Consider the following 23,000-nt stretch of genomic DNA (forward strand, 5'->3'; position numbering starts at 1 on the left):
TTAGGCGCAAAGCCAAGGCCCCGTTGTAGTGTAGTGCTCTACTGCAAGGGATTGTTGATCAGCGACAGCTCCGGATGTTGATCCAAAGCTTCTTTACAGTAATCGCATGTCACATTAACCTGTACGTCGCCTTCAGAAGTATACGATATTATATCGCTGCGTTCCTCCGGGGTCAAGAAATGGAAGCCGAGTTGAAATTCACTGACTTCAGATCCCTGAATGGTACCCAAAGAGGTTTGACAATGACGACAAATATATTTTACAGCCATATCTATGCCTCCTGACTCTACTATATACCTTTCAGTATGCACCAATAATTCCTTTTTTAGCCCTTTAGGATGCACTGTATATGTAGAATCAATCCGCTTATTATGACTTTCGGTTACCGATTATATCTGGCCATCGTTTTCTCAAATGGTTCCTTAAGAAAATCTTCCGCCGCATGTACGGTTTGCTTTAAAGCGTCCTGCAACGGTTCGGCCTCCGCCTTCGCGAAATCGGATAAGACGTAATCGGCGATATTTTTCCCAGGCAGGGGTCTCGAAATTCCGATTCGAATTCGGTTGAACACTTGGGTGCCACTATGTTGTATAATGGATTTAATACCGTTGTGCCCGCCTGGGCTTCCTTGATAACGGAGCCTGATCTTTCCGAGTTCCGTATCCAGATCATCATAAATGACCAAGAGGTCCTCCAGATCTGCTTTATAGAAATCCATAAAGGCGCGCAGGGATTCTCCCGACAGATTCATATACGTCATCGGTTTAATCAATACTACTTTGCAACCGCTTACGTTGCCCTCCCCGATTTGCGCTTTGAATTTATTCTGACTCACAGGTATACCGAATCGTTCGGCAAGCATATCAATGGCCATGAAACCTACATTGTGCCTTGTATATTGGTACGGAGTGCCCGGATTGCCCAGACCGACGATCCATCTCATGCTTCTCTCTCCTTAATTCATTTCATGTAACTGCAATGCAATCTGACTTCATCATTCTACATTGTTCTGGAGGTGAATTTATGTACTTTAACGGCCAAGTGCTGAACGCGGACCGGCAATTTACCGATCACTGCGAGCATGAGGTTCCTGTACAAGTGTACTACGATAAACAGCATTATGATATCGGCTATGTCCAAAAGGTGAATCCTGCGTTTATTAAGATAAATAACATATTCTATAACCGAAATCAATTCACTTTCATTTCACGGCCAGGCTTCTGAAACACAACTAAATAACAGAATCAGCAACAAAAAGCCGGGGCTGTCTCCTTTTTGAAGGAAACAACCCCTGACCTTTGCCGTATGGTAGCAGACGATGGATTAAGCTTCGTCTTTCGTTTCTGCTGCTTCATCAGTCTCTGCAACATCTGAACCCTCTTCACCTGTCGGCTCCGCGGTCTCAGTGTCTTCCGTTTCAACGGTAGGCGCCAGAACAGTCGCCAGGATTTCACCCGGATCTGTAATCAGCTCAACGCCTTTAGGCAATTGAATGCTGTCTACATTGAGGTTTTCCCCGACAGCCAGATTGCTGATGTCCACTTCCAGCGTTTCCGGTAGAACGGAAGGCATACATTTCACATCGACTTCGTAGCGAACCACTTGAAGGACACCGCCTTCTTTAACGCCTTGCGGTTCTCCTGTCAGTTCAACACGAACTTGAGCCTTCACTTCGCTCTTCATATTAATCTGGTGGAAATCCACGTGAATAATATTGCCGCGAAGCGAATCTTTCTGCGTATCGGTTAACATCACCGAATGTTTGCCGTGTGTGGGTACTTCCAGCGTAATAATTCCGTTCGCGTTACCGCGAAGGAGTTGTTGCAACTCTTTCTCGTTGATGGCGATGGATGCCTGCACTTTCTCACCGTATAGAACGCCTGGGACCATGCCCTGTTGACGTAAACTTCTCAGTTCGGATTGTTTCTTTGTTTCGCGAAGATCTGCTTTAAGGTTGTTAGTTACCATGGTTCAAACCTCCTGAGTGGAATAAGATATCTCCTTATTTACCATTATAGTTTGAACATGAAACACCCAGTTTAATCCTTTTGCTCTTTTTTGGCCTTAAAACGCGCCTTGATCTTGTTTGCATATCCCGCTTTATTCACCTGACGCTCACGGGCGATCGCGAGATCACCTTCCGGCACTTCATGCGTGATGGTGGAGCCCGCAACGACATATGCGCCTTTACCTACCTTAACCGGCGCGATCAGGTTCACATTGCTGCCGACGAAGGCATCGTCTTCAATTTCGGTTAGCGCCTTGTTAAAACCGTCATAGTTTACGGTAATCGCGCCGCAGCCGATATTTACATTCGTACCTACTACCGCATCGCCTACATAGCTCAGGTGAGAAACTTTACTGTGATCTCCCAAAGTGGCGTTCTTGATTTCTACAAAATCACCGATTTTTACGTGGGACCCTAACTTCGCGCCAGGACGCAAGTAGGCGTAAGGTCCGATAGTACTCGCCTCACCTACTTCAGCCTCAGTCAGTACGGCGTACTTGACGCAAACTTTGTTCGCAAGGGCGGAATCTGTGATGTCGGCCCCGGGACCAATCAGGCAATTCTCGCCGATAACCGTGTTGCCCCTTAGATGGCTTCCCGGGTATATAATCGTATCCGACCCAATCGTAACATGGGCATCGATATAAGTAGAAGAAGGATCAATAAGGGTAACGCCGTTCACCATATGCTGACGTAAAATGCGCTCACGCATCATCCGCTCGGCTTCAGCTAAAGCAAGCCGGTCATTGACGCCTATAGCTTCAGCCGGATCTTCCGTGCAGAAAGCTTCAACGCCTTCTCCTTCCCCTTTCAAGATGCCTATGACATCGGTTAAGTAGTATTCGTTCTGAGCATTGTTATTGGACACCTTGCTTAGTGCGGCGAAGAGCTTCCGGTTATCAAAACAGTACGTGCCCGTATTGATCTCTCTAACCTGATTCTCTTCCGGTGTGCAGTCTTTCTGCTCCACAATCTTGCTCACAGAGCCATCTGCGGACCGGATGATGCGTCCATATCCTTGCGGAACGGCCATGTCGGCGGTAAGGATTGTTGCAGCCGCGTTCCGTTCCTGATGAAGCTCAATCATCTTCGACAACGTCGATTGTTGAACCAGAGGTGTATCACCGCATACAACAACCGTAATGCCGTCTTCTTGGCCAAGCAATGGCTGTGCTTGCAGCACGGCATGACCTGTGCCCAGTTGCTCCGCTTGCAGCGTGTATTCCGCACGGTCTCCCAGGTAGGCTTGCACCGCTTCAGCGCCATGACCTACGATGACAACATTGCGGTCCGTTTTCAATTGTTCCAGCACATCCGCCATATGCCCCACCATCGGTTTGCCGCACACCGGATGCAACACTTTATATAATTTGGATTTCATTCTTTTCCCTTGGCCTGCCGCCAAAATGAGCCCCATGACTTTCATTCTGATCTAACCCCCAACAAGTAATATTAAGTTAAAGCATATCTGATTATGGGCCAAAAGAAAAGAGAGCCCTCAGGCTCTCTTTCTATACCCTTATTAAGCTCCTTCTTCAATAACCTCTTCTTCAGTAGCCGCACGGTCGTACTCCGCTAATACCGCAGCTTGAATCTTCTCGCGGGTTGTCGAAGAAATCGGATGAGCGATGTCTCGGAACTCCCCGTCCGGAGTTCTCTTGCTTGGCATTGCGACGAACATACCGTTGTTACCGTCGATGACACGAATATCGTGAACCACGAATTCGTTGTCAATAGTTATGGAAGCGATAGCTTTCATTCTCCCCTCGGAATTGACACGGCGGAGTCTTACATCAGTAATTTGCACCTTGTGTTCACCACCTTTATCTACGAAAGACTTGGTGTATACTTCCACAAATGCGTGCAAATTCCTTCTTTATTTTGGTAAAAATTTTAAATATTCTAAAACTTTCTCACAATTTAATCTGTTTCGACAGAAAGCGCCGCAATCAGCTCTATTTCGACAAGCACGTCTTTAGGTAATCGCGCCACCTCCACAGTAGAACGCGCTGGTTTATGATCTCCGAAATAGGAGGCATAAATTTCGTTAATCGCCGCAAACTGATTCATATCTTTAATGAATACAGTAGCTTTAATCACATGGGCTAAGTTCGTGCCCGCTTCCAGAAGGACCGCTTGTAAATTGCGGAACACTTGGTGAGTCTGTTCTTCCACGCCTCCGGCCACAACAGCGCCGTTTAAGTCCAGTGGAATCTGACCTGACGTAAATAACAGGTTACCGAATTTCATCGCCTGGGAGTATGGTCCGATGGCAGCAGGTGCCCCCTGGCTAGATACAACATGAAGCGTCGTCATTAGTTATCCTCCAAGTCCTCTTCTTCAAAAAAATTACCCGGCGAGACGGTGATGTGCTTCGTTTTCTCATCCACTCCGGTAAGCTTTGCAAGAGATATGTAATCTTCGACCAAATGTTCTTCCTGATTCACTTCGCCGGATTCCACGAATACGCCGACGCCCTTAACGGTTGCTTTAAACTCTTGCAGCAAGTTCATCATCCCGTGCACGGTCCCTCCGGCGCGCATGAAATCGTCAATGATCAGCACCTTCGATTCTTCCTTTAGCGCTCTGCGCGCCAAGGACATCGTCTGAATACGCTTGCTTGAACCAGACACGTAGTTGATGCTTACAGCGGAACCTTCCGTCACTTTATTATCCCGACGCACGATAACTACAGGCAGGTTTAGAAAACTGGCTGTGGCGTAAGCCAACGGGATTCCCTTGGTTTCCACGGTCATAACAACATCGATATCCCGTCCTGCAAAATGGGTCGCGAACATCTTTCCGATTTCATTGATGATGAAAGGTTGACCCAGAATGTCCGTCATATATAGATAGCCGCCAGGCAGAACACGTTCCCGTTGCTCTAATTGCTTGCAAATGCCCCGGACAATTTCAAGTGAACTATGCTTAGGGATGCGCGGAATAAATTTCACGCCGCCTGCCGCTCCTGCTAACGTCTGTAAGTCGCCTAATCCTTCAGTTTCAAATACTTCCTTGATGATCGCCAAGTCTTCACTTATAGAGGATTTGGCGGAGCTGTATCGTTCAGCGAAAGTAGTCAACGGAATGAGTCTGTGAGGACGGAATAAAAGGTATTGTGTCATCTCTACAAGTCTGGAGCTGCGTTTTAACTTTTTCACGTACACATCTAACCCCCTTCCGTTTAAGTTTCGAACAAAAATCCGAATAATATATAGTGAATATACCATTTATATACGCTTTTTATCAAGAGAAGTCTCATGATGAAGTTAAATCAATGTTACCTTTAGCTTATATAAGTCGTATTCTATGTTAGCATTCTTACCACATACACCTCTTTACAGAACCCTCGAAGGCCATTGTAAACACGAGCTACCTTCGACTCCTTCGAAACCAATCCGAATACCGTCGGTCCGCTGCCGGACATCATGACGCCATCCGCCCCTAACCGTTGCATACTTTCCTTCAGTTGCCGCACTTCCGGATAGGCGCCGACTGTAACATCTTCAAGCATATTCCCCATACTGGAGCAGAGTCTATGAAAGTCTTGAGATTCAATCGACTCGATAACATCCTTCGAGGAGATTCGCCGTTGCCCTTTCGCCGCATTAAACCGTCCATACACATCCGCCGTTGAAACGTTAATCGGTGGCTTTGCCAAGACGACCCAACATTGAGGCGGGTTATCGATCATTTCGAGCTTCTCTCCCCGACCGCGAGCCACCGCGGTGCCTCCGGTTACACAGAAGGGTACATCCGATCCAAGCTCAGCCCCTAGCCGCTGAAGTTCCTCTGTCGGTATATTTAATTTCCATAGACGGTTCAATCCGCGCAGGGCCGCTGCCGCATCGCTGCTGCCCCCGGCCAGACCCGCCGCCACAGGAATTTTTTTGTCCAGGTGAATATAAACGCCTTGCTTGACTTGATAACGGTCCTTGATTAATCTGGCCGCCTGAAACGCAAGGTTCTTCTCGTCCAGGGGAATGTATCCCGCTTGACTTGAGATAATGATGGTGTCTCTCGGCAACTCCGACATCTCTAGTCGATCGGCTAGATCCACCATGGTCATGACCATTTCCACTTCGTGATAGCCGTCTGCTCGCTTATATAAAACATCTAAGGATAAATTAATTTTGGCTGGAGCTTTCTCATACACTTTCATAAGGAGAACACCTACTTTCAATTGCTTGGACGTGCAGAAAATCAGACAACTTAACATATTATAGCAAATGAAAAAAAGAAAAGCTAAAGCGTTATCACGCCTTAGCTTGATTCATTATTATGAGAGCTGACTATTGCTTCTTAACCGCCGCTTTCTCCGCCAGCTGAATCGCTCGCTTGACCATGTTCCCGGCATCTTTGGCTTTAATGCCGCCCCAGCCTTCGCGTTCCACCGTCTCATAAAAACCCAGATCTTTAGCCAATTCGTATTTCAATTCCTCAGACATCACACCGCGGCGCCTTCTGCTCATGTTAACACTCCTTTATTCGTTCGGATGTGCTGTTAGTATGCGATGGGCGCCGGATATTCATGCGAGATAAACAAAAAAACAACGACAGCCCGAAAGCATCCGTTGTTTGTTTAAAGCGGTTCAATGGCTAACGGGTCAGTTCTGAATGTAAGTAATTCGGACTTGACCCTCTTCGTTACACACGGTAACTTGCACGGAATCCGTCAGAATGTCCGCATAGCTATAGGAAACCCTCTTAAAAGCATGCTGCTCTTCGTCTAACTTAACAATAAAAACAGAAGGGTAGGTTTCTTCCAATACACCAGATCTTTCAATGGTCTTACGGCGACCGCCGTTTGCCTTTAACATGATCTTCCGCCCGACATGGGCTTCTAAACTGCGTTTGATTTCCAATAGCGCGTTTTTAGCCATTGTCTACCACCTCTTTCCTTGTCCAATTATAACCTAATGACAAGGGCATGTCAAATTGAGTCAATTATTATAACAGCCCCATAAACTTGTTGTCAACGGGATTTTTCCCTATTATCGCAAAATTATGTATGGCAGTAAAAACACTTTGTTCACATATTGTTCACAACCTGTTTATAACTTCTCATGCCAAAAAAATTCCGAACGTAGATTACGCGTTCGGAATTAATTTGTTCTGGTATTCCATCAGATTGGGTAATCCGATTCGGTAGCTTCCTCTGGTTTCAATTCCTCCCACACCTTCCATCCCGCTGATGGTGTGATTGATAACATCCACAATGTTAATGGTGTCTTTAATGGATGTGAAGGAAGCTTTGGCCGCGATGTACACGGGATCCAGGGCATGAATCAAGATTCTGCCGGGGGAGCTGGCGAAATTGGCCCCCGCCTGCAACAAAGCTTCGAAGTGAGATTGGCAGGCCCCCGCAATAATGGTTAATGAATCTCTGTTTTTCTCATATTGCCGCGCAATCATGACAGCACTGGCGAAATGCGCCGAGTTCTTGTAACTGCTGAGATTATACAGGTTGGAGTCCCTTTGTTGCTTGATTACACTGTCATGCCCCGTGATAACGACAATGTCGGGTTTAGCCTGAGGCAACAGAACGCGAAGGGCTTCCGGCATATTGGACTCCTGAATATAATGTCCTTCCACAGGCACACGGAGCTTTTCATAAAGTGCCATACTTTTCTGCAGATAATTCGGATCTCCATCCAGATGCAGCACTTTTCCCGGCACTTCAAAATATAACTGCTGTGAAGAATCAGCGGTTTGGACTTGCTGCTCTTGAGGTTCCGCGGTAGTATATCCGCGGTATGAGCGCACCTTGCGCACCTGCTCATATCGATGCCATTCCAATGACCGCATCGATTGTTGCACCCGCTCCTGATCTTGTTTACGCGCTTTAAAGCTGGCTACATCCGCTATTTCCTCAAGATCGCTGACTGGCGCATCCGCAATAAGGCGGAAATCGAATCCCTTGATAATGGCCATATGTGTATCCAATGCTTCTATAATAAACAGAATATCCTTGCCATACGATATCCGAACGACCAGGTCGCCTTGCTTCATGCCGTATCACCTCTCGTTATCGTATGGCTGTGATAGGCGTATGGTGTATAGATTGGGCTAATCCACAACGAAGAAAGCTTAGCTCCCCTATGCGCCTCCCAGTGCTTCTTGCAACGCGTCTGAGAGCTTCGCGTATTCTTCTAGCGATAGTGTCTCTCCGCGACGTGAAGGCTCAATGCCGCATCCTGTCAAAATACCTTCCAGAGCAGGCTTCGTCTCTTTGTTAAAGAACCGGCTGGCCAGATTATTATAAAGCGTCTTCCGGCGTTGTGCGAATGAAGATCGGATGACCTCGAAGAAGAAGGATTCGTCCTTCACCTGAACCGGCGGTTCTTTACGAACACGAAGCCGGATAACTGCGGAATCCACATTCGGTTGCGGGATAAATACGGTCTGCGGTACGATCGTCACCATCTCAGGTTCACAATAATATTGGACAGCGATACTCAGGCTTCCGTATTCCTTGCCTCCCGGCTTGGCCGCCATTCGTTCCGCCACTTCCTTCTGGATCATGATAACGATGTTATCCAGAGGCAGTTTCTCCTCCAGAAACCGCATAACAATCGGCGTTGTAATGTAATAAGGCAGATTAGCTACAACACTTACACCTTCTACTCCGGCAAAATGTTCAGCAAATAAGCCCTGCAAATCCACCTTCAGCACGTCACTATGAACAACGTCCACATTATCGTACGGTTCCAGCACTTCTTCCAGGATGGGGATTAATCGCTGATCAATTTCAACCGCGACCACTTTTCCTGCCGTTTGGGCCAATTGCTCTGTCAGCGCGCCGATCCCCGGGCCAATTTCCAGCGCACCCTTTCCCGAATCCAGTTCGGCCGCGCCGACAATTTTATTCAGGATGTTGCGATCAATCAAGAAATTCTGCCCTAAACTTTTCTTCAAAGCGAAGCCATGTTTCTGTATTATATCCTTCGTTCTTCTAGGGGAGCCGATATCGGCCAATGTAATCCCTTTATCCATCATTCTGATCCTGCCTTCTGTTCGAGTTCCATTCGGCTGAACGCCGCGACAAACTCTTCTATAGTAATTTGAAAAGCATTACACCGTTTGAAGAACTGCTTACCGTTACAATAACCGATGCCTAGCAGCTTCCCCATCTTCATACGTCGGTTCGCAGCATCGGCATGCACAATCAGTCCCGCATCCATGAGATGCTCCCAAGTAATTTGAGCCGCAACCCCGCCGAATTCCGTCTTCACATTATCCAGCGCTTTACGTATGGCTGCAGGGGATGCATTCTCAACACCAATATCTCCGCGTTTATGCGCGTCTTCTTGGGTAATGAAAGCGTGTTTACACCCTTTCACGCGCGAAGAGATGATCTTGCGTATGCGCTCTCCCGCGTGATCGGGATCCGTAAATATAATGACGCCGCGGCGTTCCTGCGCTAGCGAAATCCGTTTAATAATATCGCTGTTGATGGCGGAGCCTCCGGTTTCAATGGTTTCCGCATCAACAGCCCTTTTAATAGCCGTAGTATCATCCTTGCCTTCGACTACAATAATTTCTTTAATCATATTGGTGAAATACCCTTCCTTGGTTACGCTGCCGTTCTTAGCTTCAGGCTTGTTTCTCATTAGTATACATGAAAAAAAGAAGAGGTTCTAACACCCCTTCTTCTCCGTATAAAAATTTATTGTGTACTTGCAACTATTTAAAGGCGATATGCGTATATTTTAATAAGAAGCCGGTTTATTTGGGCCGATTACATATACGGTGTATCCGGATTTTCTTCCGAATCGGTTAGCGTAGGATTCACTGTCGAAGTAAACATCGATTTTCTTGCCTTTGACCGCTCCGCCCTTATCCTCGGCACGACGGTAACCGATGCCCTCGATATAAACCCAGTACCCGATTGGAATTACTTTCGGATCTACTGCAATGGTGCGTCCTTCCTTCACTCGAGCACCCGATGCGGTAATTCCGTATTGCGGGTGACCTTTGCTCTTGCCTGTGGAGGCGACTCCGGCAGCATAAGCAGTGAGGGTAACATTGTTCAGAACTTTCTTTGGTTTAAAGGTTGCCCCTTTGCGGGTAATAGTATTCATGGAAGAACTTGTCGTCTTAGCAGCCAATGCCACTACGGGAGCAGGTTTCTTTGTACCCACAGCTATTACCTTCGGAACAACATTCGCCCCAATCGTCTTACTTGTCAGGACCGTCGAAACTAATTTTCCGTCTTCATACGTTTTTTCGAAGTTTTTGTAGACTACGCCGTCTTTACCATTCTGTACAACGGCTGTCTTGCCCTTAAGTAAAGATGCGTCTGCCGTCTTCACGGTTGTGTATGGCAGAGAATACTTATGTTGGGTTGAAGCCTTACTTACTCGGACAATCTTAATCCCCATATATTTCTTAACAGGTGTGTTAAGCGGAGGCCAGATCCGGTCTTTAACGCCCAACTTTACTTTATTATCCGCCAGAGCGCTTTGAATCGTCTTACTGGTCGTATAGAGTGTTACAGTCTTTCCGTCCGCAATGAGCTTGAACGGCACCGCGGTTTGGATCACTACTTTATCCCCGCTCTTAATCGGAGCGCTGAGCGGCATAGAAATCTTATCGTAAGATCCGATCTGAATTGCTTGTTCATCCAACAGGTTGTGTAATACGGATTCCTTGGTTTTCACCACTTGCTCTTGTCCGTTGACCACTACCGATACACTCTTCGTCGCCGAAGCGTTTAACAACATTAAACCCATGAAAGCAGCGATTGTAACAAAGGTAATCAAGATTACCAAACGCAAGTTTTCATGCTTCCATCGCATTGCGAAACACATGCTGGATGATCGTTTAACATGGGTTTCGTTAGTACTGTTTCCCACTTATTTCGGTCCTCCTTCAAAGCCCCGCCGCCAACATTAAGCATTACAATTTGACGTGACTAATCAGTTTATTTTTTTGCATTTCTGCGATAAATCCGGTTGTTCTGATGACGAAAAAAGTCAGAATCACCCCCAATATATACCAAGCTATGAGCCTTATTCGAATTTTATTCAAATAAAAAGAAGCCTTAGGTAGAGGTCGTCTTCCAATGGGCTTCTGAATGCGCATAAATAGGGGATGGTAGGCACCAGGACGTTACCTCTCTCTGCACGCTTACGAGGTTAGCTGACGGATTCGGACGTGAGAGTCGCCCTAACAGATACTTACGCATGAAATATGCTGCAAGCCCCGTATTCACCCCATGGAACAACATAACCGGATGGATTTCTCCATTCCCGGGTACATTTGGTTCCCCCGCTCTCCATTACTGAAGACTCAGCGATACAAGAAATGTAAAACTTTATTTAATTAAGTTACATGTATAATACTCTGTTTGAAACGATGTTGTAAAGCATTAGTAAAAGTTGTTTTCAGTCTTATTTGGCCTAAATTAGGTTAAATACATGAAATTTATGGATACTTTCCACTTTTCTATCTCAATTATCTGCTATTTTCTTTAATTTACTTCAATTATCGTGTTATCGAGAATAATTTGCATGCGTTTTCCATGGTGATTCGGGCTATTTCATCCATACTTATTTCCTTAATCTGGGAAGCGGCTTCTGCGACTAAAGTCACATATCCGGTTTCATTTCGTTTACCCCGATGCGGGTGCGGCGTTAAATATGGAGCATCCGTCTCGATTAATAATCGGTCCAGCGGAACTCTTGCTAACACCTCTTTCGGTTGTTTGGCATTCTTGAACGTAACCGGGCCTCCGAATGATATATAGAAATTCATGTCCAGACAAGCTTGCGCGATCTCCCAGCTGCCCGAATAACAATGCATCACCCCGCCGACCTCTTCCGCCTTCTCCTCTCGAAGAATTTGTACAACATCTTGATGGGCATCCCGATTATGGATAACAATCGGTTTGTTGACTTTACGGGCAAGGCGAATCTGTTCGCGGAACACCCGTTGCTGAACGTCTTTAGGTGAGGTATCCCAATAGTAATCCAATCCAATTTCACCGATGGCCACAACTTTAGGGTGGTTACACAGTTCCTCGATCCAATCGAGATCTTCCGCTTTCATTGTAACTGCATCTTGAGGGTGCCAGCCAACAGCGGCGTAAATGAAATCATAGGATTCGGCCAATTTCATTGTTGTGGGTATGGTCTCGCGGTTAAAGCCCACATTTATTATTTTGGAAACACCATTAGCTCTCGCTCTTTCAATCACCTCTTCCCGATCCTCGTCGAAAGCTTTCGCATCCAGATGGGTATGTGTATCAAATAACATAGGTGCAAGTTCCTCTCTTTATCTGTTTATAGTCCAAAAAACCGCCTAACCTCCGGATCCAGCATGGAAGCTGAAGCTTTTAGCAAATCCTCCGGATAATAGATCTGGTTCTGCCCCATATGGATACCGCTGATGGAGCGAATAATCTCGGATTTCCTCGATATTTCCGTGTATTTGTCTTTTCCTTCTAATAATAAGATGGGCATCTTCTCACCCGCTTCGCCCGGACGATAAACATCATAGGGCAGATCTGAAGGAAAATCCAACTCCATATGGTAATCCGGCTGTAGTCCGACTCGAATCAAATTCGCTTTAATCTGCTCTAACAAGTTTCCGTCGACCTGTTGCAGAGGAATATATTTATATAATTTACGATATAAGAACCGGTTACACAAATCGCTTAGCAACCCGTCGGATTCTCGAGTCCATTGCATGAATATGGTCTGAATAAACGCTTCATCCAATAACAGATACTGTTCTACCGTTAGCGTGTTCTCAAACAAACCTGATAACGGATGCGGCATAAATCCAAAGTTATATTCTTGTGCGTAAAGTTCTTTGGCGCGGCGAAAGATTTGTCGAAGTATGATTTCTGAGCTACGGGTAACGGGGTGGAAATAAACCTGCCAATACATCTGATATCTGGACATCAGGTAGTCCTCAACGGCATGCATCCCGGATTCCTTAACGACAATCCTTCCATTATGCGGACGCAATACTCTTAGGATGCGGTCCAGATCAAACGTGCCATAGTTAACTCCGGTAAAGTACGCATCACGGAGCAAGTAGTCCATCCGGTCCGCGTCCAGTTGACTGGAAACTAAACTGACAACGATGGGCTTGGCATAGTTTTTGCAAATGACTGAAGCTACTTGATCCGGAAATTCAGGCGATATTCGGGATAATACGGCATGAACCTCCGTATCCCCCTGTATGATTCGACAAGACCAATCTTCATGATGCATATGGAAAGCCTGTTCAATAGAATGGGAGAAGGGTCCGTGACCGATATCATGCAGCAAAGCGGCGCACAAGCTAAGCAACTTTTCTTCCCGCGGCCAATCCGGATACCCGCTCCGCTCAAATTGGGAAATAATTTTACGTGTAACCTCGTACACCCCGAGAGAATGAGAAAATCGGCTATGTTCGGCTCCGTGAAACGTCAAATAAGAAGTACCCAGCTGGCGGATTCTCCGCAGCCGTTGAAACTCCTTGGTATTGATTAAGTCCCAGATTACAGGGTCCTGAACGTAAATGTATTTATGTATGGGATCCTTAAACACTTTCTCTTCCATCAATCCGGCCATCTGTTGCTTCACACTCCATTCTCGTATAACTTTAAATCTTTTACTATATTCGACATGTTTCCTCAGTAGATATGTTGTATTTTGTCGAATCATGTCATAAATGATTTCCAGTAAAATTTGCGCGTTTATATTTATATGTAGAGCAAAAACCGCTATTTACCTAGGATTAGCAGAGATTTTTAACAGAACGGTCGAATTTGGAAGGTTGACTGTTTTGGGAATGCTTGGTATCATTATTACTATATAAATGTCGAAACATGACGATTATGAGAGGGGAAATACATAATGATGAAATCTACCGGTATTGTAAGAAAAGTAGACGAGCTAGGACGGGTGGTTATTCCGATTGAGCTGCGTCGCACATTGGGCATTGGCGAGAAAGACGCATTGGAAATTTACGTAGACGGCGAGCGGATCATGCTGAAGAAATATGAGCCTGCCTGCATTTTCTGCGGTAACGCCGAGAACGTTACTTACTTTAAAGGCAAGATCGTTTGCAACGAATGTGTATCCGAAATGCCTACCCCTGTGACAAAATAAGAAATCTAGTATATAATACTAATAGACATAATGAAATTGTTAATTCTAACCTTTATATATCTCCTTTATTGCCCTTCTAGTCTCTTGATTAGAAGGGCCTTTTTTTTGTTTATTTGGTCAGAAGGCTGTTATATAGCTCTCTCTTTGGAATCTTTCGATCCAGTGCAGCTAATTTGATAGCGTCCTTACGGCTGTGTGACTGCCCCTCATAGTAAGTGACATGCTCCTCTTCCGTCAGTTCCGTCCACCATTTTCCTTCTTCTTGTAACGCTCCGCTGCCCTGACTGCCTTCCACAACAATGCAATACTCCCCTTGAGCCGGATGTTCTTCCAAATAAGCAATACACTCACTGATCGTACCTCTCATCGCTTCTTCGTACCGCTTGGTCAACTCTCTTACAAGAGCAATACGACGATCGCCCAGCTTGTCCTGCATGAAAGTAAGCGTCTTGTGAACCCGATGCGGGGATTCATAGAAGAGAAGCGAGCCCTTAAGCGTTTTTACCTGATCCAGCTGTTCATGAATCGTCTTGCGTTCTCTCGGCAGAAAGCCCACGAAATGAAAGGACTCTGTCGGTAACCCCGATATAATTAACGCGGAGAGCGCCGCGTTGGCGCCGGGTACGGGAACAACGGCAATCTGCTGCTCCACGGCAAGCACGACCAGATCGTAGCCTGGATCGGAGATGGCCGGCAGACCGGCATCACTCACAATAGCCACGGATTGACCTTCGAGCAGCATCCGGATGATTTCCGGTCCGCTCCCGTGTTTATTATGCTCATGGTAACTGATAAGTCGTGTAGAAATTTCGTAATGATTCATTAACTTCCGGGTTTGCCGCGTGTCCTCTGCGGCGATTAAGTCAACTTCTTTAAGCGTGCGTATCGCCCGAAAGGTCATATCCTCCAGATTGCCTATAGGGGTGGCTACCAAGTATAGTGTACCCGTGAGCTGGTTGTGAAAGCTCTTCTGCAGTTTCATCTATCTTTTAACTCCTTGCTCCGTCCATAGTATATTTCCATGATTTCCCGGCAGTATTCACCTTGCTCATTATAGACCAAGAGCGGCGGCAACAACCGAACCTCCGGCTTACTGTCGCGCACAGACTCAATTAACACCATATTGGCTTCCGAACCCGCTCGCGGATGTACAAAGCGGATGCGCTTGGGCTCCAATCGATATTTGCGCATTAAGATTAATATATCCGTTAATCTCGACGGACGATGTACCATTGCCACCTTGCCGCCTGTACGGGATTGTCTGCTGCACGAAGCGATAACATCTTCCAAGGTACAATGGATTTCATGTCTCGCGATGGCGTAATGCTCATTCTCATTAGGCACACTGGTATGCGCAGCCATGTATGGCGGATTCACCGTAACCAAATCATATTGACCGTAACCGGCAACCTCATGATAGTTACGCAAATCCCCTTGGCTGATATGAATCTGCTCCTCCAGCTTATTCATGCCCACACTTCGGGAAGCCATACCATGCAGACGCTCCTGGATTTCCAATCCCTCAATCCGGGCTTTTGTCCGGGTAGAAAGCAGTAAAGGAACCACTCCGTTCCCCGTACAGAGGTCGAGAATCCTACCCTTTATAGGTACACTGCAGAAACGCGCTAACAGAACGGCATCCATTGAGAAACTGAACACTTCGTCACTTTGAATTATTTTTAGATTTTCGGCCAACAAGTCGTCAACCCGCTCGTCAGGTAACAGAGCGATTGTCATGTTCAACACGTTCCTTTAGTTTATTAGGGTATTAAAAAAACCGTAGGTGCACGACCCCTACGGTGGATTATTTATTCAAAAAGGAAAGGCAGAATAAGCAATCACCTTCCGTGCGAAGATGACCGTAATAGACATTGCAGATGTGAAACCCTTCATTGTAGATGCGGGCCAGATTGTCATAGCCTTCTCCTACCACCGCATCCTCCACCACAAGCTCCGGAACCGCCGGTCGTTGATCTTGCGCCCGTTGCTCGGAAGGAGCGCCTTCAGGCAACTCCTCTAATCGAAGCAACTTGCGAAGATGCTGATTTTCAAGGCTTAATCGCTTGTTCTCTTCCAGCAGGTGAATAACTTGTTTCTTCAAAGAGCCTAACTCTGCATGTACATTGCCCATTTGCCCTTCGATTTCATCAATCGCAGCAAAAACGTCTCTTTTTTCCACTTTCCCACCTCAGAATCCGAAAATCGAATGCACCCGTTACGTTCGGTTGACAGGCATGTCCCCGCTATAAAATAACAACGTCATCCAGAGCCATCTCCAGAACTTTACCCAAATCGAACATTTGGACATGCACTTTACGTTGTCCGGCATTCAATGCAACCACTTTGCCGTTCCCCATGGAGGAAGCAATGAGTGAGCCTACGCTCGGCATCTCTTCTTTGGCACTTTCATAGTTATCATGCTCAAATTTAAGACAACACATGAGTCGACCGCATAAACCCGATATTTTCGTTGGATTTAGAGACAGACTCTGATCTTTGGCCATCTTGATGGATACCGGGTCAAAGTCCCCTAACCAAGAAGAACAGCATAACACACGCCCGCAGGGACCGATGCCGCCTAACATCTTAGCCTCATCCCGTACGCCGATCTGGCGCAGTTCTATACGTGTGCGGAATATACTTGCCAAATCCTTCACAAGCTCGCGGAAATCAATGCGTCCCTCCGCCGTGAAGTAGAATATGATCTTGTTACGGTCAAATGTATATTCAACATCAACCAGCTTCATCTTGAGCTGATGTTCTTTAATCTTATCGAAACAGGTTGCAAATGCGTCCTTCGCAGCCTTCTTATTCTCTTCCACGATCTTAGCATCGCTCTCGCTGGCGACCCGGATCACTTTCTTTAATGGAAGCACAACATCGGATTCACCGACGGTCTTCTTGTTAATGACAACCTTACCATATTCCACGCCTCTTGCCGTTTCTACGATAACACTTTGCTCTGTATCAACGGGAAGCTCCATAGGATCGAAATAATAAATCTTGCCGGCTTTCTTAAAACGTACGCCTACAACGCTATACAAATGCTACCCTCCCTGTATATCAATAACGAACTGCTCAAATGCTAGCTGCGGATTTACGTGGAATTTCAGTCTCTTGGTTAGCTCCAGCGCTTTCTCCATGCATCCGACCCAATAGGAAAGTTCGCGGCTGAAGGCATGCTTGGCCATCCACTCAGACTGATCCACGAATACAATGCTGTCCTGACGGCCAGATTGAATATGGACCATATCCTTAAACCACAAAACGAACAATTGGAGCAACGTATCTATATGTTCGGCCAGATTGGTCTTGAAGACCTTCTGCTGCGCCGTAATCAGTGCTGCGGCAAATCTTGTAATGCACTCTTTCACTAATTGTATCATTACATTTCTAATTTCTGCAAACCAATTTAATTGGATAATTTCCCTACAGGCGTCAATTCCTGCCGCAAGATGTACTGCGGAACGAACCAGAACTTGGGAATGACCTTCTTTCTCAAGCAGATCCGCCATCATCTGGGGAGGCAGCGGTTGGAACGGAATCCACTGTGCCCTGGACTGGATTGTAGGCAGGAGAGCGTGTCCATTCTCGGAGATTAAGATCGCAACAACCGCCGATTGCGGTTCTTCGAGAAATTTAAGTAAAGAGTTGGCGGCTTGCACCGTCATCTTCTCCGCCTCGGTAAGGATATAAATCTTACTTTGTGAAGCCGTGGCGCGATAAGCGAATTCTTTCTGCAAATTTCGAATCTGCTCAATTTTAATACTTGTGCCATCCGGTTGTACATAATGGAGATCGGGGTGATTTCCATGTTCGACTTTCCGGCATTCCAGGCAGTGTCCGCATGCATCATCCGTACGTTCGGTACAAAAAATGGCCTTTGCAAGCGCAAACGCCATCTCCCGCCGACCCGTGCCGGACGGCCCGCTGAATATATATGCGTGAGAAGTGCGTCCCAGCCGAAGCCCGTTCTGAAGCATCTTCTTCGCTCTTTCTTGTCCGATAATAGATCCAAATGACATAAATCAGTACACTCCGTTAAAAAAATAAATTAATCAGCATACCTCGAATCTCGCCGATTTTCTCCAGTAGCTCAATACGTCCCTGTTCGTGTTCCAACATATCATCGCCCAAGCTCAACAAGACACCGTCTACTTCATCAAGAAGCTTATACCGCTTCCCACGACCGCGTCGATCCCAACCTTTGGTGTCTTTAAGCCCTACACCGCGCCGGACCGTTTCTTCGAGAAACTGCTTTACCATTTGTTTATACGTTCTCAGTTCACGGACAGTCATTGATTTGGCTAAACGCTGTCCTTGTTGCTCTATTAGCTGCATCCGTTGGTTGAGTTGTTCCTGGGACACCTGTTCATGCTGTCGGTGCATCACATCTGAGAAAGTCTTCGGTTGGATTTGCTGTGATCCTGCGTTATCATTCATGCGAAGATCTTTGCCGAAAGGACGCAAACCCGGATTAATTTTCATAAGACCGATCGACCCTTTGCGTTAAATTGAATTTCAGAAATGTTCAAAGCGTTCAACCGGCATGACGAAAACCGCTGCGCCGCCCACTTGCACTTCCACAGGAAACGGGATATAAGAATCCGTTGTACCGCCCATCGGGGATACCGGTGTTACGACCTGTTCACGAATCTTGCAATTCGCCTTAATGACTTGGAGCACTTCGGTAACACGCTCGTCCTCGGTACCAATCATAAACGTGGTATTCCCGGCACGGAGAAAACCTCCTGTGCTGGCAAGCTTCGTAGCTCTAAAGCCCGTCTTGATTAACGCGTTGGATAAACGGTTGCTATCTTTATCTTGTACCACAGCTACAACTAATTTCATACAATCTCCTCCTCAGACTTCAATTACCCGAAAAAAATATATAAGGAAACGTTTACAATGTTGTAGAATTACTGTTTTCTGTGCATCTTCTATTATACACTATGAGTTCCATGGTTCATAGGTTCCTTTGCCCGACCCGATCAAGTAACGTTTTCAGACAGTCCTGATAAATGGCCTCCGGCTCCCGGTTTGCGTCAATCGTAACTATTCGTTCGGAGAACTTATGAGCCAGCATCAGGTAACCTTCCCTGACTTTCTCATGAAACGCCAGCTTTTCCAGATCAAGCCGGTTAATCTCTCTTTGTTGATTAGCATATACCCGATCCAAACCGATTTGTGGTTCCACATCCATGTACAATGTGAGCTGCGGCATGGACCCTTCCGTCGCGAATCGGTTGATCTCATATACTGCTTCCATGCCTAAACCTCTTGCATGTCCCTGATAAGCCAAGGAGCTGTCGATAAACCGGTCGCATAACACAATTTGACCTTGCTTTAAGGCTGGTAACACCTTTTCCACCAGATGCTGTCTTCTGGCCGCGGCGTATAGAAGTGCTTCCGTTCGACGATCCATTGCTGTATTAACCGGATCCAGGATCACCGAGCGAATTTGCTCCGCAATATCAATGCCTCCCGGTTCTCTTGTTAACATCACATCGTATCCCAGCGACTCCAGCTCCTGTTGCAAACGTTCCGTCAGTGTGGATTTACCGGCCCCTTCGCCGCCCTCTACTGTAACAAACCAACCATTATTCATGTTCTACCCCAATTCTGTTGGACGAATCCATTTAACTACTATAATCTATGGCACAACAATGTTCAATTCCATCTAATTTGGCTCATTCTTGACCAATATTGTTCTCAGTTCCGTGTCCGAGCTGCCTTGAAACCGTGCGCCTGCTTGTCTTAATGCAATCAACCTAGATACCGTTTCCCGAGATATCTTTTCCCCCGGATATAGCAACGGTATGCCTGGCGGGTAGGGAGTAATCATTTCCGCACTGCGTTTACCCACCGCTTCTTCAAGCGTTATGGAATTCTTACATGTATTTCTCTCATCTATTCCAAAATATACTTTATCCGAAATCCCTTCATTTAAAGGGCTTTGCGTTGTCTGATTTATTTTTTGGAGAGGCTTATGCCGTAATTCATGTTCTTCAGCAACTTGCTCTAACGCGATAAATAATCGGTTTGCATCGTCTGGAGTTGTCGCGTAAGAAAATACGAGCAACATTCTAACAGGATCTGCCATTTCAGCATAACAGTTGTGGGCTTCCAGTGCTTTAGCCAATTCGAAACCGGAGAGAGTCCCTGTTCTGTCTGACACCGTAATTTTGAATGGATCCTGTAACAACTCTCCATCGGGTTCATGAAGCTTTTCTGTTCGGGTTTCTATCTGGTAGCAAGGGAATACCCGCATTTTCTCACAAAATAAGTCACTTGCCGCCAACCCTTGATCGAATAGCTCGTGACTTCGGGTATGTACCATTCTACGAGCCATGTCCAGAGACGCCATGATCGGATAAGAGGGGCTGGAACTTTGCAACATTGCCAACCTTTCTTTCAAAATCTCACTCGGATAACGCTCACCCTGGACGTGTAGCATAGCTCCCATCGTCATCGCTCCAAGCATCTTGTGTGTGGACTGGATGACAAGGTCAGCACCGCTTGCAAGCGCACCTTGGGGCAACCGAGGATGAAATCCATAATGCGCGCCGTGTGCTTCATCTACAATAAGGGGAATACCGCGCTTATGCGCCGCCTCGGCATACGGAACCATGGACTTGCCCATACCATAATAATTCGGATTCGTTAACAACACACCTTTAGCTTCCGGAGTTTGTTCCAAGGCTGCTTCCAGTGTCAGAAGAGAGGGTATTGTCGCCAAACCTGTCCTGGCATCAATGTCAGGTTGCAGAATGACCGCATGCGCTCCTGCAAGCCTTAAACCGTTGATGACAGATTTATGCGCATTCCTTTGCACAATTAGGGTTTCCCCACGCCCGCATAGCGTTAGTATAGCGGCTATGTTCCCCACCGTGCTGCCACCGATCAGAAAGTACGTCTGCTCTGCACCGAAACAGTCAGCAGCGAGCTGTTGCGCTTCTTGAATGATACCTTCCGGATGATGCAAGTCATCCAATCCGGATATTTCGGTGGAGTCCAAGCTTAATATCTTGTTATAATAATCGGATTCACCATTGGTATAACCTTTGCCATATTTATGTCCGGGCACATGGAAGCTTATGGTGTTCTGTTCAGCATGCTGTATTAATTTTGTATATAAAGGTGCGTCGCGGGAATCTAATCTCATCTGGATCCTCTTTCTGCATTTACTTTCTTATGCACATAAACTTATTGTACCATGGAGGTTATACAGCCAACAAAAAAGCCCATCTATTTAGATATAGACGAGCCTAGTAAATTTTGTGTAATTTAAGCATTTTTCTTATACCATATTCGTTTCATCTGATGAATGAAGAAGGGATATTTCTCATCCTTTACGTCGGTACGCACCATCTCGGACTCACATGTATCGCATATAAACTCAGACACAATGTGGATGCCTTCTTCTTTTTTTAAGCCACAGATGATACAGGTGCAATCTTCCTGAAGATTCACAGCCATCGCCACCTTATTTACCGTTTTCTTTACAGTATGTCACTTTTGCTACACTCTTAAACTATAAGCTAGTCTATTTTCTCTTACTTCCGTGGGGTGAGTTGATGTCGGTTTATTGTATGGGCAGCAAGGAAATTAAGTGTCTGTACGCTTCAAAAATATTTCAGGAATGCCCTCCCTCGGCCGATATACACTATAGAAGTTGAATAAAAACATACCGGGGTGCTTATGAAGGCAGTTGCGGATTCAAAAGAAACGACAATCTACCAATACCAGCTTATCCAAAAAATACACTATTCTCCCTTATCCAAGAGCCTGCTCCATTCGATATTTGGAGTTTACTGTTTGTATATGGTTATGCTTTTGGGTTGGATGTCTTTAATATGGATTATGTTCAGTTTCATCTTCATATGGATGGTCCATGGCGCAGGATTGTTTTTGATATGCTGGAGAGGAGGCATTCCCTTTCTTGAGCATTGGAGATTCACGTGGTACCCGATGCATTATGGGTTTATCCCGAATGTGGATTTCTACCCATTGAAGAGTTACCGAATCATGATTGGCAATATGGCGCTTATCGGATTCATTGCGGCGGCGGCAGCCTATCCATGGATTCCCGTGCAGGGGCTTGGGGTACACATAATCGTCATTCACATATGGATGATATTATTCCGCCTTACAATTCTCCTTCGGTTTAGTCGATATCCGGGTCATTATTTAATCAAATTTGGGCAAAAGGATACATTCTTATACAAGCAATAACGTCTAACTGACTCCCTAGACTATTTCTAACGAATCGTAGCAATGCTTAGACACTTAATAACACTTGTATTCTTTCTAACGCATCTTCGTTGCTCTTACAGATTCAATATGGAGCTGATCAGCCCTAAATCACCCGCTAAGTTGCGTGTACGTTCGTTAGAATTCCACTATGTGCAAAAGGTCTCCTAAGCGTTGCTACGATTCGTCAGAGCATTCTTAATGCTGCAGATAGAAAAAAAACCTGATTTGTCTTAGAGACAAATCAGGTTTTTCCTGTTGCTTGGCAACGTCCTACTCTTCCAGGACCCTGCGGTCCAAGTACCATCGGCGCTGAAGGGCTTAACGGTCGTGTTCGAGATGGGTACGCGTGGTTCCCCTTCGCCATTGTTACCAAACTGAGAGTTTTGCTTTAGCAAAACTGACTTCGTAAGCATAAGCTTCTCGAAATCGCTGCGAGAAAAGATCCCGCTCAAGGTTTGCACCCTGAAAACTGAAAGTGAATGAATGTAAACTACGCGTTAACCTGTTAATTCAGGTAGTTGGATAAGCCCTCGACCGATTAGTATTCGTCAGCTCCATGCATTGCTGCACTTCCACCCCGAACCTATCAACCTCGTCGTCTTCAAGGGGTCTTACGAATTGGGAAATCT

The 23,000-nt window shown here is 46.0% G+C and carries 29 protein-coding genes, 2 rRNA genes and 1 riboswitch (1 of these 32 cut by a window edge); of the genes, 3 read left to right on the forward strand and 28 right to left on the reverse strand.

The window, feature by feature from the left end:
• Positions 1 to 38 precede the first annotated feature (38 nt).
• Positions 39 to 269 (reverse strand): anti-sigma-F factor Fin, encoded by a 231-nt coding sequence (locus SY83_RS06480; protein WP_068605333.1) that lies wholly within the window; start codon positions 267 to 269, stop codon positions 39 to 41.
• A 113-nt stretch (positions 270 to 382) separates the two neighbouring features.
• Positions 383 to 943, reverse strand: coding sequence for an aminoacyl-tRNA hydrolase (gene pth / locus SY83_RS06485; protein WP_068605335.1), 561 nt, complete (start codon positions 941 to 943; stop codon positions 383 to 385).
• An 80-nt stretch (positions 944 to 1,023) separates the two neighbouring features.
• Here pth and SY83_RS06490 point away from each other — a divergent pair, with 80 nt between their 5' ends.
• Positions 1,024 to 1,224, forward strand: a complete 201-nt coding sequence (locus tag SY83_RS06490) for a hypothetical protein (RefSeq protein WP_068605338.1) — start codon at positions 1,024 to 1,026, stop codon at positions 1,222 to 1,224.
• 99 nt (positions 1,225 to 1,323) lie between these two features.
• Here SY83_RS06490 and SY83_RS06495 read toward each other — a convergent pair whose 3' ends face one another.
• The 14 genes from SY83_RS06495 to SY83_RS06560 all read right to left on the reverse strand — a co-directional run bounded on the left by SY83_RS06495 (position 1,324) and on the right by SY83_RS06560 (position 13,575).
• Entirely contained in the window at positions 1,324 to 1,968 is a 645-nt protein-coding gene (locus SY83_RS06495) for a 50S ribosomal protein L25 (RefSeq protein WP_068605339.1), read from the reverse strand.
• 71 nt (positions 1,969 to 2,039) lie between these two features.
• Positions 2,040 to 3,434: a bifunctional UDP-N-acetylglucosamine diphosphorylase/glucosamine-1-phosphate N-acetyltransferase GlmU gene (gene glmU / locus SY83_RS06500; RefSeq protein ID WP_068605341.1), complete on the reverse strand. Its 1,395-nt coding sequence runs from the start codon at positions 3,432 to 3,434 to the stop codon at positions 2,040 to 2,042.
• A gap of 96 nt (positions 3,435 to 3,530) precedes the next feature.
• Positions 3,531 to 3,815, reverse strand: coding sequence for a septation regulator SpoVG (gene spoVG, locus SY83_RS06505; RefSeq protein ID WP_068605342.1), 285 nt, complete (start codon positions 3,813 to 3,815; stop codon positions 3,531 to 3,533).
• 113 nt (positions 3,816 to 3,928) lie between these two features.
• Positions 3,929 to 4,324 carry a RidA family protein gene (locus tag SY83_RS06510; RefSeq protein ID WP_068605344.1) on the reverse strand — a complete coding sequence of 132 codons (396 nt, stop codon included), beginning with the start codon at positions 4,322 to 4,324 and terminating at the stop codon, positions 3,929 to 3,931.
• On the reverse strand, positions 4,324 to 5,169 hold the full coding sequence (gene purR / locus SY83_RS06515; protein WP_068610956.1) for a pur operon repressor: 846 nt from the start codon (positions 5,167 to 5,169) through the stop codon (positions 4,324 to 4,326). Before purR ends, SY83_RS06510 begins: the two co-directional genes overlap by 1 nt.
• Before the next feature lie 146 nt (positions 5,170 to 5,315).
• Positions 5,316 to 6,170, reverse strand: coding sequence for a 4-(cytidine 5'-diphospho)-2-C-methyl-D-erythritol kinase (gene ispE / locus SY83_RS06520; RefSeq protein ID WP_068605346.1), 855 nt, complete (start codon positions 6,168 to 6,170; stop codon positions 5,316 to 5,318).
• A gap of 130 nt (positions 6,171 to 6,300) precedes the next feature.
• A complete protein-coding gene (locus SY83_RS06525) occupies positions 6,301 to 6,480 on the reverse strand; it encodes a small, acid-soluble spore protein, alpha/beta type (protein WP_068605348.1) in 180 nt (59 codons plus the stop codon).
• Between the two features lie 135 nt (positions 6,481 to 6,615).
• A complete protein-coding gene (gene veg / locus SY83_RS06530; RefSeq protein ID WP_068605351.1) occupies positions 6,616 to 6,891 on the reverse strand; it encodes a biofilm formation stimulator Veg in 276 nt (91 codons plus the stop codon).
• Positions 6,892 to 7,099: 208 nt separating this feature from the next.
• Positions 7,100 to 8,020 (reverse strand): sporulation peptidase YabG, encoded by a 921-nt coding sequence (gene yabG / locus SY83_RS06535; protein ID WP_068605353.1) that lies wholly within the window; start codon positions 8,018 to 8,020, stop codon positions 7,100 to 7,102.
• A gap of 87 nt (positions 8,021 to 8,107) precedes the next feature.
• Positions 8,108 to 9,007 (reverse strand): 16S rRNA (adenine(1518)-N(6)/adenine(1519)-N(6))-dimethyltransferase RsmA, encoded by a 900-nt coding sequence (rsmA, locus tag SY83_RS06540; RefSeq protein WP_068605354.1) that lies wholly within the window; start codon positions 9,005 to 9,007, stop codon positions 8,108 to 8,110.
• Positions 9,004 to 9,561 carry a ribonuclease M5 gene (gene rnmV / locus SY83_RS06545; protein ID WP_068610958.1) on the reverse strand — a complete coding sequence of 186 codons (558 nt, stop codon included), beginning with the start codon at positions 9,559 to 9,561 and terminating at the stop codon, positions 9,004 to 9,006. The genes rsmA and rnmV overlap by 4 nt, the downstream gene beginning before the upstream one ends.
• A gap of 159 nt (positions 9,562 to 9,720) precedes the next feature.
• Positions 9,721 to 10,866, reverse strand: a complete 1,146-nt coding sequence (locus SY83_RS06550) for a resuscitation-promoting factor (protein WP_068605356.1) — start codon at positions 10,864 to 10,866, stop codon at positions 9,721 to 9,723.
• Between the two features lie 255 nt (positions 10,867 to 11,121).
• Positions 11,122 to 11,318: riboswitch (cyclic di-AMP (ydaO/yuaA leader) on the reverse strand.
• A gap of 179 nt (positions 11,319 to 11,497) precedes the next feature.
• Complete coding sequence (locus SY83_RS06555; protein ID WP_068605361.1) at positions 11,498 to 12,268, reverse strand: TatD family hydrolase; 771 nt, start codon at positions 12,266 to 12,268, stop codon at positions 11,498 to 11,500.
• Between the two features lie 26 nt (positions 12,269 to 12,294).
• Positions 12,295 to 13,575 (reverse strand): HD domain-containing protein, encoded by a 1,281-nt coding sequence (locus tag SY83_RS06560; RefSeq protein ID WP_068605363.1) that lies wholly within the window; start codon positions 13,573 to 13,575, stop codon positions 12,295 to 12,297.
• Positions 13,576 to 13,860: 285 nt separating this feature from the next.
• On the opposite strand from SY83_RS06560, the gene SY83_RS06565 reads away from it, so the two are divergent.
• The gene (locus tag SY83_RS06565; protein WP_068605365.1) at positions 13,861 to 14,115 is read left to right on the forward strand and encodes an AbrB/MazE/SpoVT family DNA-binding domain-containing protein; all 255 of its coding nucleotides are present in this window, start codon (positions 13,861 to 13,863) and stop codon (positions 14,113 to 14,115) included.
• 109 nt (positions 14,116 to 14,224) lie between these two features.
• On the opposite strand, the gene rsmI is transcribed toward SY83_RS06565, so the two are convergent.
• The 10 genes from rsmI to SY83_RS06615 form a co-directional block, all read right to left on the reverse strand.
• Complete coding sequence (gene rsmI, locus SY83_RS06570) at positions 14,225 to 15,097, reverse strand: 16S rRNA (cytidine(1402)-2'-O)-methyltransferase (RefSeq protein WP_068605368.1); 873 nt, start codon at positions 15,095 to 15,097, stop codon at positions 14,225 to 14,227.
• Positions 15,094 to 15,852, reverse strand: coding sequence for a tRNA1(Val) (adenine(37)-N6)-methyltransferase (locus tag SY83_RS06575; RefSeq protein WP_068605370.1), 759 nt, complete (start codon positions 15,850 to 15,852; stop codon positions 15,094 to 15,096). Before SY83_RS06575 ends, rsmI begins: the two co-directional genes overlap by 4 nt.
• Positions 15,853 to 15,919: 67 nt before the next feature.
• The gene (gene yabA, locus SY83_RS06580) at positions 15,920 to 16,294 is read right to left on the reverse strand and encodes a DNA replication initiation control protein YabA (RefSeq protein WP_068605371.1); all 375 of its coding nucleotides are present in this window, start codon (positions 16,292 to 16,294) and stop codon (positions 15,920 to 15,922) included.
• 64 nt (positions 16,295 to 16,358) lie between these two features.
• Positions 16,359 to 17,159, reverse strand: a complete 801-nt coding sequence (locus SY83_RS06585) for a PSP1 domain-containing protein (protein ID WP_068605373.1) — start codon at positions 17,157 to 17,159, stop codon at positions 16,359 to 16,361.
• 3 nt (positions 17,160 to 17,162) lie between these two features.
• Positions 17,163 to 18,140, reverse strand: coding sequence for a DNA polymerase III subunit delta' (gene holB / locus SY83_RS06590; RefSeq protein WP_068605374.1), 978 nt, complete (start codon positions 18,138 to 18,140; stop codon positions 17,163 to 17,165).
• Positions 18,141 to 18,156: 16 nt separating this feature from the next.
• A complete protein-coding gene (locus SY83_RS06595) occupies positions 18,157 to 18,603 on the reverse strand; it encodes a YaaR family protein (RefSeq protein ID WP_068605376.1) in 447 nt (148 codons plus the stop codon).
• Between the two features lie 33 nt (positions 18,604 to 18,636).
• Positions 18,637 to 18,966 (reverse strand): cyclic-di-AMP receptor, encoded by a 330-nt coding sequence (locus SY83_RS06600; protein ID WP_068605377.1) that lies wholly within the window; start codon positions 18,964 to 18,966, stop codon positions 18,637 to 18,639.
• A gap of 115 nt (positions 18,967 to 19,081) precedes the next feature.
• The gene (tmk, locus tag SY83_RS06605; protein WP_068605379.1) at positions 19,082 to 19,723 is read right to left on the reverse strand and encodes a dTMP kinase; all 642 of its coding nucleotides are present in this window, start codon (positions 19,721 to 19,723) and stop codon (positions 19,082 to 19,084) included.
• Between the two features lie 72 nt (positions 19,724 to 19,795).
• Positions 19,796 to 21,280: an aminotransferase class I/II-fold pyridoxal phosphate-dependent enzyme gene (locus SY83_RS06610; RefSeq protein WP_068605381.1), complete on the reverse strand. Its 1,485-nt coding sequence runs from the start codon at positions 21,278 to 21,280 to the stop codon at positions 19,796 to 19,798.
• A 122-nt stretch (positions 21,281 to 21,402) separates the two neighbouring features.
• Complete coding sequence (locus tag SY83_RS06615; protein ID WP_068605383.1) at positions 21,403 to 21,594, reverse strand: sigma factor G inhibitor Gin; 192 nt, start codon at positions 21,592 to 21,594, stop codon at positions 21,403 to 21,405.
• A 470-nt stretch (positions 21,595 to 22,064) separates the two neighbouring features.
• On the opposite strand from SY83_RS06615, the gene SY83_RS23260 reads away from it, so the two are divergent.
• Positions 22,065 to 22,286, forward strand: coding sequence for a hypothetical protein (locus SY83_RS23260; protein ID WP_197479986.1), 222 nt, complete (start codon positions 22,065 to 22,067; stop codon positions 22,284 to 22,286).
• A gap of 342 nt (positions 22,287 to 22,628) precedes the next feature.
• On the opposite strand, the gene rrf is transcribed toward SY83_RS23260, so the two are convergent.
• Positions 22,629 to 22,745: ribosomal RNA gene (rrf, locus tag SY83_RS06625) — 5S ribosomal RNA — on the reverse strand.
• A 144-nt stretch (positions 22,746 to 22,889) separates the two neighbouring features.
• A 23S ribosomal RNA gene (locus tag SY83_RS06630) occupies positions 22,890 to 23,000 on the reverse strand; it runs 2,816 nt beyond the window's last position.

Source organism: Paenibacillus swuensis (assembly GCF_001644605.1).
Lineage (GTDB): Bacteria > Bacillota > Bacilli > Paenibacillales > DY6 > Paenibacillus_N > Paenibacillus_N swuensis.